Here is a 13,765-nt window from a genome sequence, read left to right as displayed (position 1 = left end):
ATCACTCCGCTGATATATTCCGCAAGTTACTGATTCTCTGTTTCTATCTTTTTCAAGGTATCATCCAATATCTCTTTTCTCAGTTCAGTTAGCCAATCCGAGAATGCAACAGTATCAAATGCATATGTTTTATTAAGCTCATACTCATTTTCAGACCAGGTATCAAGCGGAGATTCATTATGTTGGATAAGAGCTTCTAGCTTATCCAGAGACTTATACAGTTTTGCTTCCTTAGTCTCCTGAGCATCCATCTCCTTGTATAACTCGGCGATATCTCTGGATAATTCCTTTGGTAGTGATTGCACCCATTTGTCGAGAAGTGAATCCTCTACCGCTCTGTCATCATCTGTTTTAATAAATGTTGGAATGTCTCCGGTAAAGCATTCCCCAAGATCATGGATAAGGCACATGTCTACAACTTTATCTATATCCAGCTCCGGAAACTCATGCCTTAAGAGAAATGCCATCAACGATATACGCCAACTATGCTCAGCAACGCTCTCTGTTCTGCGCTTCGTAGTCGTACAATGACGAGGTGTATCTTTTAATCTCTCCGCAACGTGTAAAATATCAAGGTATTCTCTAGCGTTCATACATATCCTCCCTTAGCTCCCAACAATAATCAGTACACTATTCCGCAAGTTACGATTTAATTTAATATAGCATGGTTTCGTATCAAAAGTTGTCTTTCACCAGGACAGCTTTTGGAAATCAATTACGCAATTTCATGCTTTTTAGCCAATGAGAATAATAACTCACAAGCTTGGGCTGCGTAATGATGCCCCCTGTATGGTTCATCTATTTCATAACCAATATGACCACCGAAATAAGAGTTCTCATTGTCGCCAATTCTCAAACAACATTTACCCATTCGATTATCGTGTGCGTCACAAATGAAGAAATGGTAGGCAGGCACCCATTTTTTAACGGCATCAGCCTCTGTAAACTTTTCAAGCTCAAGCTTAATAAAATTATTATTTAAAAAATCTGTATTAAAAAAATCCATTATTCCCTCAAAAAATACGATTTGTCATCGACAATAAAAACTGAAATATAATCGACCATAAATGGCAAGCTGAGTGAAAAATTTTTACATCAAGGTTGCCAATGTACAAAAAAGGGAGCCCGAAAGATCATTTATTGGCATCATTTATGAAAATGGACAACAAAAGCAGCAGACCGTTTTTGATCTACTGCGTCGAAAGTCATAAGGCTACTAAAAGCTTTTAGTTAAAGAATGCGTTCATGCAGCTCTTGATGATCCGGTGTCAATACTGTCTTTGAATACGACAAATCTATCATAGATATATTCAGTGCTCAGATTAAGAATCATATTAAGTCCTGTAACAAGATAATCATTCCAATGCAGGTATTCTACCAGATAATTTCCACCTATCGTAGTTATAGGAGTAAAAAATGCATAGTATAGTGCCACTTTTAACATCGCTATTGGGACATTGCTGGCACTTTGAAAGGTAAATTTCCGATTCAGCGTAAAGTTCCAAAGAACTGATAAAACCAGTGCTGTCAGATAACATGGCCAATATGGAAGCGTCGACAGCTCTGTAAGCAGTGAAAAACTCACAATTTCAATTATTCCTGCAGAAATTGAAAAGAAAACAAACTTAGTTATCCTCACAATTTCTTTTTTCTTTTCCTCACTCATGACCTATTCTTCTCCAATGATTACGTAGATGATTGTAAAATTCACTTTTTTAATACCATTTTATCTTTCTCCAGTCAAATAAAAAAGCCCTGTATTGCGTTTTGCCATAAGAAAAGCATACAATTCCACTCTGAAAGCAAAAATCTTTGATTTGAGAACTGGCCAAATTATTTCCTATAATGAACCACTAACCCCGTCCCCTAGGACCATTACCTACTTACGGTTTTCGCACCGCTAAAATAAGGGTGCCACAGTATCTGGTGAAATCTTCCATCATCTACTGTGACACCCTTATTTTGATTTTTATGAGATTCTCCTAGGTTTAGATGAAGCAAAAGCCATCATTACTGGAATATCTCTATCTTGTGAGCTCGTCTTTCGTAAAGCTTATGCTACGTAAACTGCTCTATCCCTCATAAGAAATCGTTGGTTAAAAGTCCCTGGCATTGATGAACTGTAAGCATCTTTGCTGTAACTTTTATAATTCCGCTCATAACTTTTAGCTATTCTTTGGTGAAGCCTTCGCCACCTCAAATGCATCAGTTATTTTTGATTTCTGATTATTTATACGAACGAAAAAAATTTGTGGCAAAAAATATCTGATTTTTTATCCAGCTCTATCATCCTGCCTTACATCTTATAACCGCAATCAGCTTTTTGTGGTCCCTCAACTCCGGATTCATAATTTGCCCTGAATTCCATATTGATTTCACGAATTTCTTTAATTCCATCAATATAGGGCTGGTACATTTCAATCAGCCCTGAACTGCAACCATCGCAGCTTCCGTTGATATTCCCGATTGATTCCGCAACAATACGTTCTCTTTCTTCTCTCGTTGTATCCTTTATCAAAATCGAGTTCATTCCTCGTCTCCTCCAAATCCATAGTTTAGAATTTCATTGTATCTGGCATTAGCTTCTTCAGCTGCCTTTTTATCTTTCCATCTGTCTACATCACTGCAAATAGCCAGCATTTCATCAACAATAAGCTCTGCGCTTTGTGGCTTCACGTTGTAAAGATATGCAAGCATCCGCTCCATTGCTTTAGGGCTTCCAAGCTGTCTCGAAATCTGATCCCCTAATTCGCTCGGAAGCCTAGATTTTCAACTGCCCGAACCACTTCATCATGTTTTTTTGTCCATTCAATGCGATTATCCATTCTCTCCACCATCTATATCAGTGGCCCTTGGGGACGGGGTTCTAGGGTCATTTTCCATCAGGAAAACTTGTGAATGCATCTCTTTCCACTGCCGGAAGGCCATATTTTTCTTTTGCATCGGAAAAAGCCTTTATCATGAAAGACATATTCCTTGCAAGATTTCTCATTGTCTGAAGTCCCTCGAGATCTTTCTTGACATCTTCGGCATCAAATCCATGAACCTGATTCCAGTATGTGCTTGAAGCCACCGGCATTCCGCTTATAGTAAAGTATTTGTTCAGAACATCAAAACTTGCAGTATTGCCGCCTCTTCTGCAGCTTACGACAGCCGCACCGACCTTCATCTGCTTGGAAAAAGAAGTACTGTAAAAAAGTCTGTCCATAAAAGACAGAATCGTACCATTTGGGGAGCCGTAGTAAACAGGGCTTCCAACAACCAATCCATCTGCCTCTTCGAACTTCCCTGAAACTTCATTTACAAGATCGTTAACAACACACTTTCCATTTTTCTCGCAATACCCGCAGGAAACGCAGCCACGGATATCTTTATTGCCCACGTGGATGATCTCCGTCTCTATTCCTTCCTCATTGAATATCGAGATCATCTCGTTAAGAGCAGTAGCTGTGCAGCCATTTGCCTTTGGACTGCCATTAAGTAAAAGAACTTTCGCCATGTTGAATACTCCTTCCTATTTCATTTTTGTATTTCCATCTGTCTACGTGAGATGCTGCTCTTTATTAGTAGTAGAACACGTAAAACTAATCTGAAGAACGTAGCGTGCCTATTTCGCATTTACTGCATTTTCTTATCTAAATATGACATTGACCCTGTCCCTAGGGGCCATTAAAAAACGCAAGCTATATATTATAAATACACTCGTTGACAATACTCTCGACATCTGCGCCAACCACATCAAGTCCAACAGCCTGAATCTTTTCACAGTCCTGAATACCATAGAAGTTTTGGGCAAGCGTCTTGATGTATCCGTATCCAAACTCTTCCGGAACGAAGCAACCACCAGCTGTAGTAACATAATAAAGCTTATGGGCATTACAAAGAGATTTCGGATAGCCTTCATCTGTATATTCAAAGGTTATGCCTAAAACATTGATGTGCTCTACATACTGCTTAAGTGAAGCTGGGAATGATAAGTCATAGTACGGCGCTGCAATTACAATTGTATCTGCCTTTGCAAAGGTCTTTGCAAGGTTGAAATAAACATCTGAGAAGTCACCCCTTGCAATACAATCGTCTCTATATGCAAGGAATTTCTCATCTGTTTTAGGAAAAGAAATAGTTTCAAGCTTTACTTCTAATATTTCTTCAGATGTTTTTTTACTAAGCTTTTCTATAAGCTTGTCAGCAATTCTTTTGGTTCTTGAATTCTTTTTTATACAAGCGTTAACTAATAAAATCATTATTCCTTATCCCTCACACTTTCAAGGGCATCTGAGATAAGCTTCTCATCATGCCTGAACATTATGCCTGTTCCTACCCATGCTGCAGCATAGACAACCACGAAGATCACAGAGATAAGCGCAAAGCCATGCATGGTTGTATACCAATTACAAAGATGTCCGAATGCAATAATTATAATATACATCAGAAAAAAATGCAGAAGCGTCACCAGGTTATGCATTAGTGCAGACAACTTTTTATCGTATTTATCATTATAAAGAAGCAACACTGTTACCAGACTGCATAAAAAGCTGGCAACAAGGATTGATCCCGGAGTATACCAGTCAAAAGACCACTCATTTTTCCTCATTACCAATAATCCGATAAGGCTGACAGCGCACAATACCAGGAAGCTGACCAGCATTGTTTGTTCCATTACTATCTTTAGTTTTTTCATAATCCCAACCTCTTCTTCATCTCTTTTACGTAGCTTCTGGTAATAAGAATAGCCTCTCCATTTAAAAGAACTGCTCGCATCCTGGCATTTGTCTCTGCCTTCACACTTCTGATTTTTCTGATGTTACAAAGCATGGACTTAGAGCATCTGAAGAACCGAAAATCCAGTGATTTTTCTATCTCGTAGAGACGGCTTCGTAACTCAAAGCAATTATCTTTAGTATATGCAAAGCACTTATCATCTACTGTCTCTATGTAATAAATTTTGGAAATCGGGCATGGAATGCTCTCGTCGTCCTTATAGCCCATGATAATCTGCTCCCCATTTTCAAGTAGCCCAATTGCAGTGTCTATGGCAGTTGTGCGCCCATATGCATTTACAACTGCGTATTCACTTTCACCCTGCGGAATCTTATTAAACGTTACCTTCAAGGCTTTTCCCCTTTACCTTTTATTATACACTCTTGGATAGATGATCCTTGTAGCTGCAATAAATGCCACTGTAACTATTATTATATATATGCAGGTCTGATTCAATGACCAAGTTGAAGAACCAACCTGTGTGTTAAAAGAAAAATACTCTCTCATGGCATAAAGAAATGCGCCGCCGTCTACTCCGCCTATGCTCTCATCCATATGATTTAAAACTCCACCGGTCAGGAAATTTCTGATAAGTACGGTGATTCCTGTGGCCGGGATGAGGTTACATACATTCTGTATTGTCTTACTGAATTCAGATAGCGGAAGGTACGCGCCAACTATAAAACCTGACACTGCAGAAATGATTCCCATAAATGCACTGCAGGTGCCCATTTTCTTAAAAAACATCATTATAAGAGTAAAGATTGCTGTAGATGAAAGAGTGCCCAGGAAAATCACTCCAACAAGACCTATAATATCTGAAATTTCAAAATACATGGTTCCGTTCAAAAGAAGCACTCCAATTCCGCAAAACAGAACCACTAAGGTCTGAAAAAAGGCTGAAACTACCGCTGCCAGGAAATATGAAAGAATGATCTCAGCTCTTTTTACAGGGGTTGATATCATATCAAAATACACTCTGTCTTCCCTGTCCCTGACTATGGTTTCAAGGGCATTGTAGGGAATGGTGATCAGTGCAGTGCTGATGATACCTGTAAGTAATATACCATTTACAAACTGGTCCATGTCCTTTGCTAATATCAGCTTCTCAAGGCCCGTTGCAGCGTGCTCAAGCGATGACAAAAAGGTGCTCTTTAAAAACAATAGATAAAGAATAAGAATGATAAGCGGTGTAAGCATTGAGAAAAAAATTGATCCCTTATTATTCATATATACCAGTATGTTTCTTTTTGTAAGACCTAAAAGACCTCTTATTTTAGCCATTGCACTCCACCATTTCCTTTCCTGTAAGTGTTAAAAAAACGTCGTCCATTGTTCCTTTGATTACTTCAAAATCCCTGACAGAATCTTTGTTTTTCCAGATAAATTCCATGATTCCTTCATCCATCAGAATATTGTAGTGATCAGCCTCATAGCTAAAGCTTGGAGCACTGGAAGTTTCTATTATCTTTGTGTTTTCCTCGTTCTGTGCTGTATACCAGATAAGTTTTTTACCGGTATACCTGCTCTTTAATTCAGCAGGCGAGCCTTCAGCAATTATGTTTCCCTTGTCCATGATCACCACGTTGTCAGCTTCTGCGGTTTCTTCCATGTAATGCGTTGTCAGGAATATAGTCAGGTTCTCGTTTTTCCTTAAGTGATTGATGTAGTCCCACACCATCCTGCGGGACATGGGGTCAAGTCCCGTGGTGGGCTCATCCAGAAAAAGAACGTCTGGCTTGTGGATCAGAGCCCTTGCTATATCTATTCGCCTTCTCTGTCCGCCGGAAAGATTCTCGTAACGCTTATTCCAGATTTCTTCCAGATTAAATTCGTCCCAAAAGAGCGAAAGCCTCTCCATTATCTCTTTTTTTCCATACCCGTAATATGCGCCTCTTGTAAGGAGATTCTGCTTAACTGTCAGGTTACCATCCAGTACTGAATTCTGAAAAACTATCCCAATAGACTTTCTGATGGCATCATCTTCTTTTCCAAGTTCATACCCCATTAACCTGGCCTGGCCTGAGGTCTTAGGAAGGATCGTACTTAACATATTTATGGTTGTGGACTTGCCGGCTCCGTTTTCTCCAAGGAATGCAAAAAGAGAGCCCTGCTCAACTTCAAAAGAGATGTTGTTTACTGCTGCCACATCGCCGTATTGTTTGACCAAATTACTAACTTCAATTGCTTTTTTCATATCTGACCTCTTTCTTGTTACCTGTTTTCCTGTATCTGAAACAGATATTAACTTATTTGAGGCAAGAAAAAAGCAAATTGGCGGTGACTTGCAATTTTTGAACGGTGAAATGCAAAATGGCTAATTCTTATTTTAAAATCTATAATTATCTCTTTTCAGCTTTTTAGCAGCCTTAGCCCACTTTGAGATTTCTTTTTTCTTAGCGTAATTATTGGTATTTTCCGCGCTCAATGACTTATAGAGGATGTATCGCTCTGCTGAAAGCTCGCCGCTTTCTATTGCTGCCTTCACAGCGCATCCCGGTTCGGTATCATGCTTGCAATCACTGAACTTGCAGCATTGCTCTAGGGCAAGGATATCTGAAAATGTATTGTCTATTCCAAGCTCTGTGTTAGCCATTCCAAGCTCTCTCATGCCCGGTGTATCTATTATTGATACGCCGTTTTCAAGCTCAATCAGCTGCCTGTATGTTGTGGTATGTCTTCCTGTGGAGTCTGATTCTCGCACTTCCGAGGTTTTCATTATTTCTTCACCGGCGAAGGCATTTAAAAGCGTTGACTTTCCTGCTCCGGAGGATCCCATAAGACACAATGTCACGCCCGGCCTCATGTATTCATATAATTCATCAACGCCTATTCCATACAAAGCCGAAATAGCATGAACTCTGACTTTATCAGAGATGCTCTCCACTTCACGAACATATCTGCCGTAGTTGCTGCACAGATCTGATTTTGTCAAAACCACCACTGGAATAGAGTTTCCCTGGAGAACAACGCTCACATATCTGGCGATTCTGTTGTAACTGTAGTCCTCATTTAGAGAGGTGACTATCAACGTGTAATCCACGTTTGCCACCATATACTGCATGACTCCTGTTTTAGCCTGATCGGGCCTCTGCAAAAAGCTTGTTCTATCATCAACCGATGCGATCAAAGAATCTCCAATTGGATTATTTACAAAAGAGACGTAATCACCCACAACAGGGAAAAACTCAGGTGCCTTCTCTTGAAATGTTCCTTTTAGTCTGGCAGAAATATCTTTTCCTTCAAACCTTATTACATAACTGTTCTTGTATATCGCAGAAACTCTGCCTTTACATAAATTGTTTTCTGTATTATTCATTTTTTTCTCCATATTTTTTTCTTTGTGATCAGTATGGAGACTAAGGTTGAGATCATCGCCATGACAATGGCATTTAGAAAAAAAGAAGCCGTGACTAATAAGCCACGGCCAAAGGATCAATTATTTATCTATCACAAACCGAGGTCTTCATACTATATTCTGTTACAATCTCTATTCTCTTTACACTCATCACGAATACCTCGCTTTCCTTAATATTTTTTACAACAGATTCAGTATATCAGCAACATGTTACAATTTCAACACTTTTTAGTCAATTTCAGATTCTGTTCTTTTTCAAAAAAGGCTCTCTTTAGCTGCATATATTCTTCATCAGTGCAGACCTTTTTGCACATAGGTTCAAAGGACTTTGTAACTTCAAAGCATTCCTTCATATTGGCACAGGGATATTCATAGCAATCTGCACAGGTTTTTATGCCTCTTTCTTCACAGCATTTTACTACATGATACCTGCACCAATTCTCAGGTTTGCATCCTGTGCATGATATCTCTTCATTAGTAACAACATGGTCACGGTATCCTATCTTAAGCCATAACTCTGCTGTATGATGAAGCTCTTCCTCTGTTTTTTCATAAGGATGCGCTATATATCTGGGACAGGATGCACAATCATTTCCGCACGCAGCTAGTACTTTATCCATCATATTGTAATCTCCATCATCAGTTACAATAAGAGATGTCTAAGTTGCAAAAAACGTTATCTCTGTCACTATTCTCCTTTCAGATGTCAAAAAAGCCTAATGTTTTTAGCATTGCAATTGCATTTTCGATATATTCATTATCGGTAATATGCCAATGAAATCCCAGTCTGTAAAGTGCCTTCACCGTAAACTTATTATCTACATCATTTTCGATAATATTCTCATCATTATCGGTTTTATAGTTTACAAGCGGTGAAACAAAACGGTTGATACGCTCATCCATAAGAGCTCTATTCAGCCTTTCATTAAACTCTTTTTCGTCTACCACATCCACTTTCAGGTCATTGTCATTAAGCGCCTGTACCAGGTCCCCCATTTCTATAGTATGGGAGTTATAGGCATGAAAAACAGTAAACTCACTATTAGTTCCTGCCAGCAGTACTGTAGCTCTGGCCACTTCATCAATAGGTGAGAATTCATCCTCTTCGTCCATGTCCTGCACAGGGAAGCACCCAAGAACCACGTAAGACTTTAATGTATTCATAAAATTATTAGTGTTAAAGTTGATCTGGAACTCACCATCTTCATATCTGCTCATGAGATTACCCATTCGGATTATCTTAGCATTAAGTCCCTTCTCCTCTATAGCATCAAGAATGAGCTTTTCAGCCAGATACTTCGAATATACGTAGCCATTTGATTCTACCTGCTGTCCGATATCAAGGGCATCCTCTCTAAGCGTCGTCTCTCCATTAGAACCGACATTCCTTTCGCCACATACTGAAACCGTAGATATATGCACCAGACGAATATCCTTTTTAAGGCACAAATCAACAAGGTTAGCTACTCCGTATACATTGACATTCTTAAGAAACTCCAAATCTGCAAAGTGTTTGACTGAAGCGGCACAGTTTATAAGTGTATTAATGTCGTATTCTTCAAGTTTCTGGATGCTCTGTGCATCCGTGATATCTCCTTCAATTGCAACTATCCTGTTTCCAAAGTAATCCTCATCCAGGTCATCGAAGTAGTAGAAGAAACTTTCTCTAAGTCGTCTCATTGCTCCAATTTTACCACCACGAAGCAGACAGTAGACTTTCATAGTTCCGGAATCAATGAGCTTTCTTAGCACATGAATTCCCAAAAAGCCCGTAGCACCAGTCAAAAGAACTGTCCCAAGTCCCTCGGTTTTTATATTATCCAAATACTGCGGTATGTTGTGGGAAAGGGCTTTTGCATACTCATTCACCGTTACACTTTCCTCATTCGTCTGATCTGTTTGATTTTGAACAGTTTCTTCATTCCACTGATCCTTAATCTTTGAGAAAAGATGCTCAGAAAGCTGTCTTGGTGTTGGTTTATTAAATATATCCTGATAAACTACAGGATAATCTTTGACCATTATGGCCATCATTACCTTGGCCGCCAAAAGAGACGTTCCACCATATTCAAAGAAATTATCATCCAAATGGAAATCATCTTTTTTCAATGTCTTTCTGAATATCTCCAGAATCTGTTCTGTCAGCGCCTCCAGTTGCTTCGATCCTTCAAATGCTACTGCAGCTTCTTTTGGCCCCTGAGAATCTGTAACGGTATCCGGAATATCTTTTTTCTCAACTAATTCTTGTTCTGCCCGGAATTCTTTTACCTCGCTAAGAGAAAGCACATCTTCAACTGTTCTGCAGGTTAATAGTCCTTGGATTACCTCTTCCATCAGCTTATAAAAGCGCTCCATCGTGGTCTTGCCATACATCTCTGTATCATACTCAAATTCATAGACCACCTTATCATCCTTAAGATATATATCAAGTCCAAATGGCGATTTTGCTTGGAAAGCTCCTAGTCCGAGTTCCTTCTCTTTGGCCTCTTTTCCTCCAATAAGGACAGCATCATCTGTCTGGTCTCCCTGATATGCGAAAAGCACATCAGAACTAAGTCCATAGGTGCTGCATACCTCAGCAAAACTGAATATATCACAGGACATGGCATTTAACAGCATACTCTGGCATTCACCTACTGCATGAGATACATCCATCTGAGGTGAAGGACTTATTGATACCGGAATGGTCTTTACAAACATTCCTATACTACGGTTTAGCCTGCTGTCATTTCGGCCATTATAAATTGAGGCAAATACTGCATTCTCAGAACCAGTACATACTTTCAGCGAAAGTCCCATAGCCATGGTAAAGAACGCATTTAGACCAAAACGATTCTTCTCACAGAACGCTCTGATATCATTTGCCGAAATCCTTCCTGCCAAAACTAAGTCCCCATCATCAGTTGCTGTTGCCTTTTCTGTTGGAGGAAGAGTAACTTTTTTGCAGTTGCCAAAAATTCTATCATGCCACTCTTTTGCTTTTTCAAATTTGTCAGAATTTCTTCTCGTCTTCTCAACAACAGCTGCCTCAAATCCTGTAAACTGCTCTGCTTCCACATTTTCGCCCAAATATGCCCTGTTGATGTCTTCCATAAAAATACTTAAAGATTCACCGTCACTTATGATGTGATGGGTATCAATGAAAAGGTATTTACCCTCATTGGAAGCAAACAACCCGATTCTGCAAAGAGGCTCTCCCAAAGTCAGATCAAATGGTCTGACCAGCTCCTCATCAGAAGGCAAAACAGTACCCTCAGAAATTTCCACCTTTATTTCATCACTTCTTACAGCAAAAACTTCTCCTTCTTCATTCACCTTAAGAGTCATAGACAGATATGGGTGAGCTTTCAATGTCTTTTCTATCGCCAGACGGAGCCTGTTCATATCTATTTCCGGAGAAAGCTCATAAAGGATCGGTATATTATAGATAGTAGAATCTTTGTAATGGATGCTCTCAACAAATATTCCCATCTGAGTCATAGAAAGAGGATACTCTTTTCTGAGTTCAAACTCTTCACCCTCTTCCTTGGTCTCCAGAAGCTTTTCTATGTCAATTACTGTTTTGGTTTCAAACAGTTCGGCGATGGTAACATTCTTGCCAAACTCCCCTGCCAGCATTGTGCATAGTCTTATACATCCAAGAGATGAAAGACCTGCAGCAAAAAGATCTGTAGTGATTCCAATAGGAACTTCACCTATTATCTTCTTTATAATCTCTAGAATAGCCTTCTGGCACTCAGTCTCAGGAAGCACAACCTTTTCCTCTTCCTTTCCAGGATCAGGCAGAGCTTTCTTATCAATCTTGCCATTTGCAGTAAGAGGCATCTCCTCCAGCTGTACAAAAGCCTGTGGAACCATATAAGCAGTAAGCTGAGATGAAAGATGTGCCTTGAGAGCATCAATGTCAATTTCATTGTCAGCAGTGAAATATGCAGCCAGATACTCAGTCTCTTTCTTTAAAACAATAACGATAGCAGATCTGATACCGGGATATGTACCTATTACGCTCTCTATCTCGCCAAGTTCAACCCTAAGCCCTCTTAGCTTGACCTGGTTGTCAATTCGTCCATGATACTCGATGTCACCATTTTCCTTGATTCGCACAAGATCGCCGCTTCGATATGCAGGCATATCAAATAACCTAATAAAACACTTTTGGGTAAGATCATCCCTTCCGATGTATCCTCGTCCTACACCATCGCCAATTATCACCATTTCACCCAGGGCGCCAAGTCCCTGAAGTCGCCCCTCCCTGTCGATGGTGGCAACGTGAACATTTACATTAGGTATTCCAATTGTAATGTTCTCTGTATCCTCAACAACCTGCATGGTGCAACTTATGGTTGCCTCAGTAGGCCCATATCCATTCATTATGCATATATCAGGATTTATATCTTTCAGCTTGCCAAAAAGAGCAGGTGGAAAGGCCTCAGCTCCCATATCCACACTCTTTAGACCTTTTACCGCATCTGTAAAGGCATCCGTAAACTCACCCATGTCCAGCATATTCATCAGATAGCTCGGTGTGCAGCTCATAACATCAACATGGTTATCGGTCATAAGCTTTCCAAGCAGAACAGGATTCATTATATCTTCATGAGTTGCAAGTACCACCGTCATGCCATTGGCAAGTGGAACAAACTCCTCCATTATAGAGAAGTCAAAAGTAAGTGCTGCTATTGCAAGGCTTACGTGTCCTCGCCTTGTATAGCCCAAAATCTCGTGGTTTTTCTCATTATCATCAACGAAATTCACGAGGTTTTTATTGGTGAGCATAACCCCTTTTGGTTTTCCTGTTGAACCGGAGGTATAAATGACATAGGCAAGTGCCTCATAAGGAACAGTTTCGTTAAGGTCTTCTTTTTCGCCCTCTTTTACTGCATCTTCAACGCAGATAAGTTCGACTCCGCTTTCAGCCAGGACATCAAACATCTCTTTGCGTTTTTCCAGGATTTCTCTCTTTGTCACTAAAAGTTTTGCCCCTGAATCTTCGAGAATAAAGCGTATTCTATCCTCAGGATACTCAGGATCTATCGGAAGAAATGCTCCGCCGCTTTTAAGTACGCCCTGCCTCATGACGTAGGCATAGCTGTCCCTGTCAGGCATTACAGCAACAATGCTCTCGGCTTTCGCGCCCTTGCTCCTTAATATAAATCCAAGAGCATTTGCTTCCTCATTTAGTTCTTTGTAGGAAAGCGTCCTGTCTTTGGCAACAAGAGCCTTCCTGTCAGGATTCTTATGTGCGGCATCCTGAAGAAGCCGATAAGCAGGTCTTTCCTTTACAGTAAAATCGCTATCATGAAGATTTTTTATCTTCTCTTCATCAGCCTTGGCGGTAAGGCATACATCGCCCAGACGTTCTTTATTCATGAACTCATGGGTGATATTATCCATCATGTGAACAAGGCCCTCTATTGTAAACTTAGAGAAAAGAGCCGGATCGTACTCAAGCTCGTAAACAACCTTCGATCCATCAAGGCTTACATCTATGCCTATACCAGCCCTTGCCCTTGAAAGTCCCAGCATTTCAAGTTTGGCAGGTTCTCCGCCAATCATCGCTCCATGCTCGTACTCTCCCTGATAGGCAAACATGATGTCAGCCTTGATATCATAAGCATTCCTTATCTCAGCGAAGCTGTATATATC

General features: G+C 40.1%; 14 protein-coding genes. All 14 read right to left on the bottom strand.

Annotated elements, in window-relative coordinates:
• Window positions 1–26: 26 nt before the first annotated feature.
• On the bottom strand, window positions 27–593 hold the full coding sequence (locus tag G585_RS0104610; protein WP_022773307.1) for an HD domain-containing protein: 567 nt from the start codon (window positions 591–593) through the stop codon (window positions 27–29).
• A gap of 122 nt (window positions 594–715) precedes the next feature.
• Window positions 716–1,006: a GNAT family N-acetyltransferase gene (locus G585_RS17120; RefSeq protein ID WP_022773306.1), complete on the bottom strand. Its 291-nt coding sequence runs from the start codon at window positions 1,004–1,006 to the stop codon at window positions 716–718.
• Between the two features lie 237 nt (window positions 1,007–1,243).
• Window positions 1,244–1,666, bottom strand: coding sequence for a GtrA family protein (locus G585_RS0104600; protein WP_022773304.1), 423 nt, complete (start codon window positions 1,664–1,666; stop codon window positions 1,244–1,246).
• Between the two features lie 630 nt (window positions 1,667–2,296).
• Window positions 2,297–2,530: a hypothetical protein gene (locus G585_RS0104595; RefSeq protein ID WP_022773303.1), complete on the bottom strand. Its 234-nt coding sequence runs from the start codon at window positions 2,528–2,530 to the stop codon at window positions 2,297–2,299.
• A complete protein-coding gene (locus tag G585_RS19855; RefSeq protein WP_242829985.1) occupies window positions 2,527–2,706 on the bottom strand; it encodes a hypothetical protein in 180 nt (59 codons plus the stop codon). The genes G585_RS0104595 and G585_RS19855 overlap by 4 nt, the downstream gene beginning before the upstream one ends.
• Window positions 2,707–2,872: 166 nt before the next feature.
• The gene (locus G585_RS0104585; RefSeq protein ID WP_022773302.1) at window positions 2,873–3,499 is read right to left on the bottom strand and encodes a flavodoxin family protein; all 627 of its coding nucleotides are present in this window, start codon (window positions 3,497–3,499) and stop codon (window positions 2,873–2,875) included.
• 184 nt (window positions 3,500–3,683) lie between these two features.
• Window positions 3,684–4,244: an NAD(P)H-dependent oxidoreductase gene (locus G585_RS0104580; protein ID WP_022773301.1), complete on the bottom strand. Its 561-nt coding sequence runs from the start codon at window positions 4,242–4,244 to the stop codon at window positions 3,684–3,686.
• Complete coding sequence (locus tag G585_RS17110) at window positions 4,244–4,681, bottom strand: DUF3021 family protein (protein ID WP_022773299.1); 438 nt, start codon at window positions 4,679–4,681, stop codon at window positions 4,244–4,246. Before G585_RS17110 ends, G585_RS0104580 begins: the two co-directional genes overlap by 1 nt.
• Window positions 4,678–5,112 (bottom strand): LytTR family DNA-binding domain-containing protein, encoded by a 435-nt coding sequence (locus G585_RS0104570; protein WP_022773298.1) that lies wholly within the window; start codon window positions 5,110–5,112, stop codon window positions 4,678–4,680. Before G585_RS0104570 ends, G585_RS17110 begins: the two co-directional genes overlap by 4 nt.
• 12 nt (window positions 5,113–5,124) lie before the next feature.
• Entirely contained in the window at window positions 5,125–6,045 is a 921-nt protein-coding gene (locus tag G585_RS0104565; RefSeq protein WP_022773297.1) for an ABC transporter permease, read from the bottom strand.
• Window positions 6,038–6,958 (bottom strand): ABC transporter ATP-binding protein, encoded by a 921-nt coding sequence (locus tag G585_RS0104560; protein ID WP_022773295.1) that lies wholly within the window; start codon window positions 6,956–6,958, stop codon window positions 6,038–6,040. Before G585_RS0104560 ends, G585_RS0104565 begins: the two co-directional genes overlap by 8 nt.
• Before the next feature lie 132 nt (window positions 6,959–7,090).
• On the bottom strand, window positions 7,091–8,080 hold the full coding sequence (rsgA, locus tag G585_RS0104555; RefSeq protein ID WP_022773294.1) for a ribosome small subunit-dependent GTPase A: 990 nt from the start codon (window positions 8,078–8,080) through the stop codon (window positions 7,091–7,093).
• A 257-nt stretch (window positions 8,081–8,337) separates the two neighbouring features.
• Window positions 8,338–8,742, bottom strand: a complete 405-nt coding sequence (locus G585_RS0104550) for a DUF3795 domain-containing protein (RefSeq protein ID WP_022773293.1) — start codon at window positions 8,740–8,742, stop codon at window positions 8,338–8,340.
• A gap of 76 nt (window positions 8,743–8,818) precedes the next feature.
• Window positions 8,819–13,765: non-ribosomal peptide synthetase (locus tag G585_RS0104545; protein ID WP_026663777.1), on the bottom strand; the 4,947-nt coding region annotated here is incomplete at its 5' end.

Origin of the sequence: Butyrivibrio sp. AE2015 (assembly GCF_000420825.1) — a bacterium.
GTDB lineage: Bacteria > Bacillota > Clostridia > Lachnospirales > Lachnospiraceae > Butyrivibrio.
Note: the sequence above shows the minus strand (reverse complement) of the source record. Positions and strands in the feature narration are given on the sequence as shown.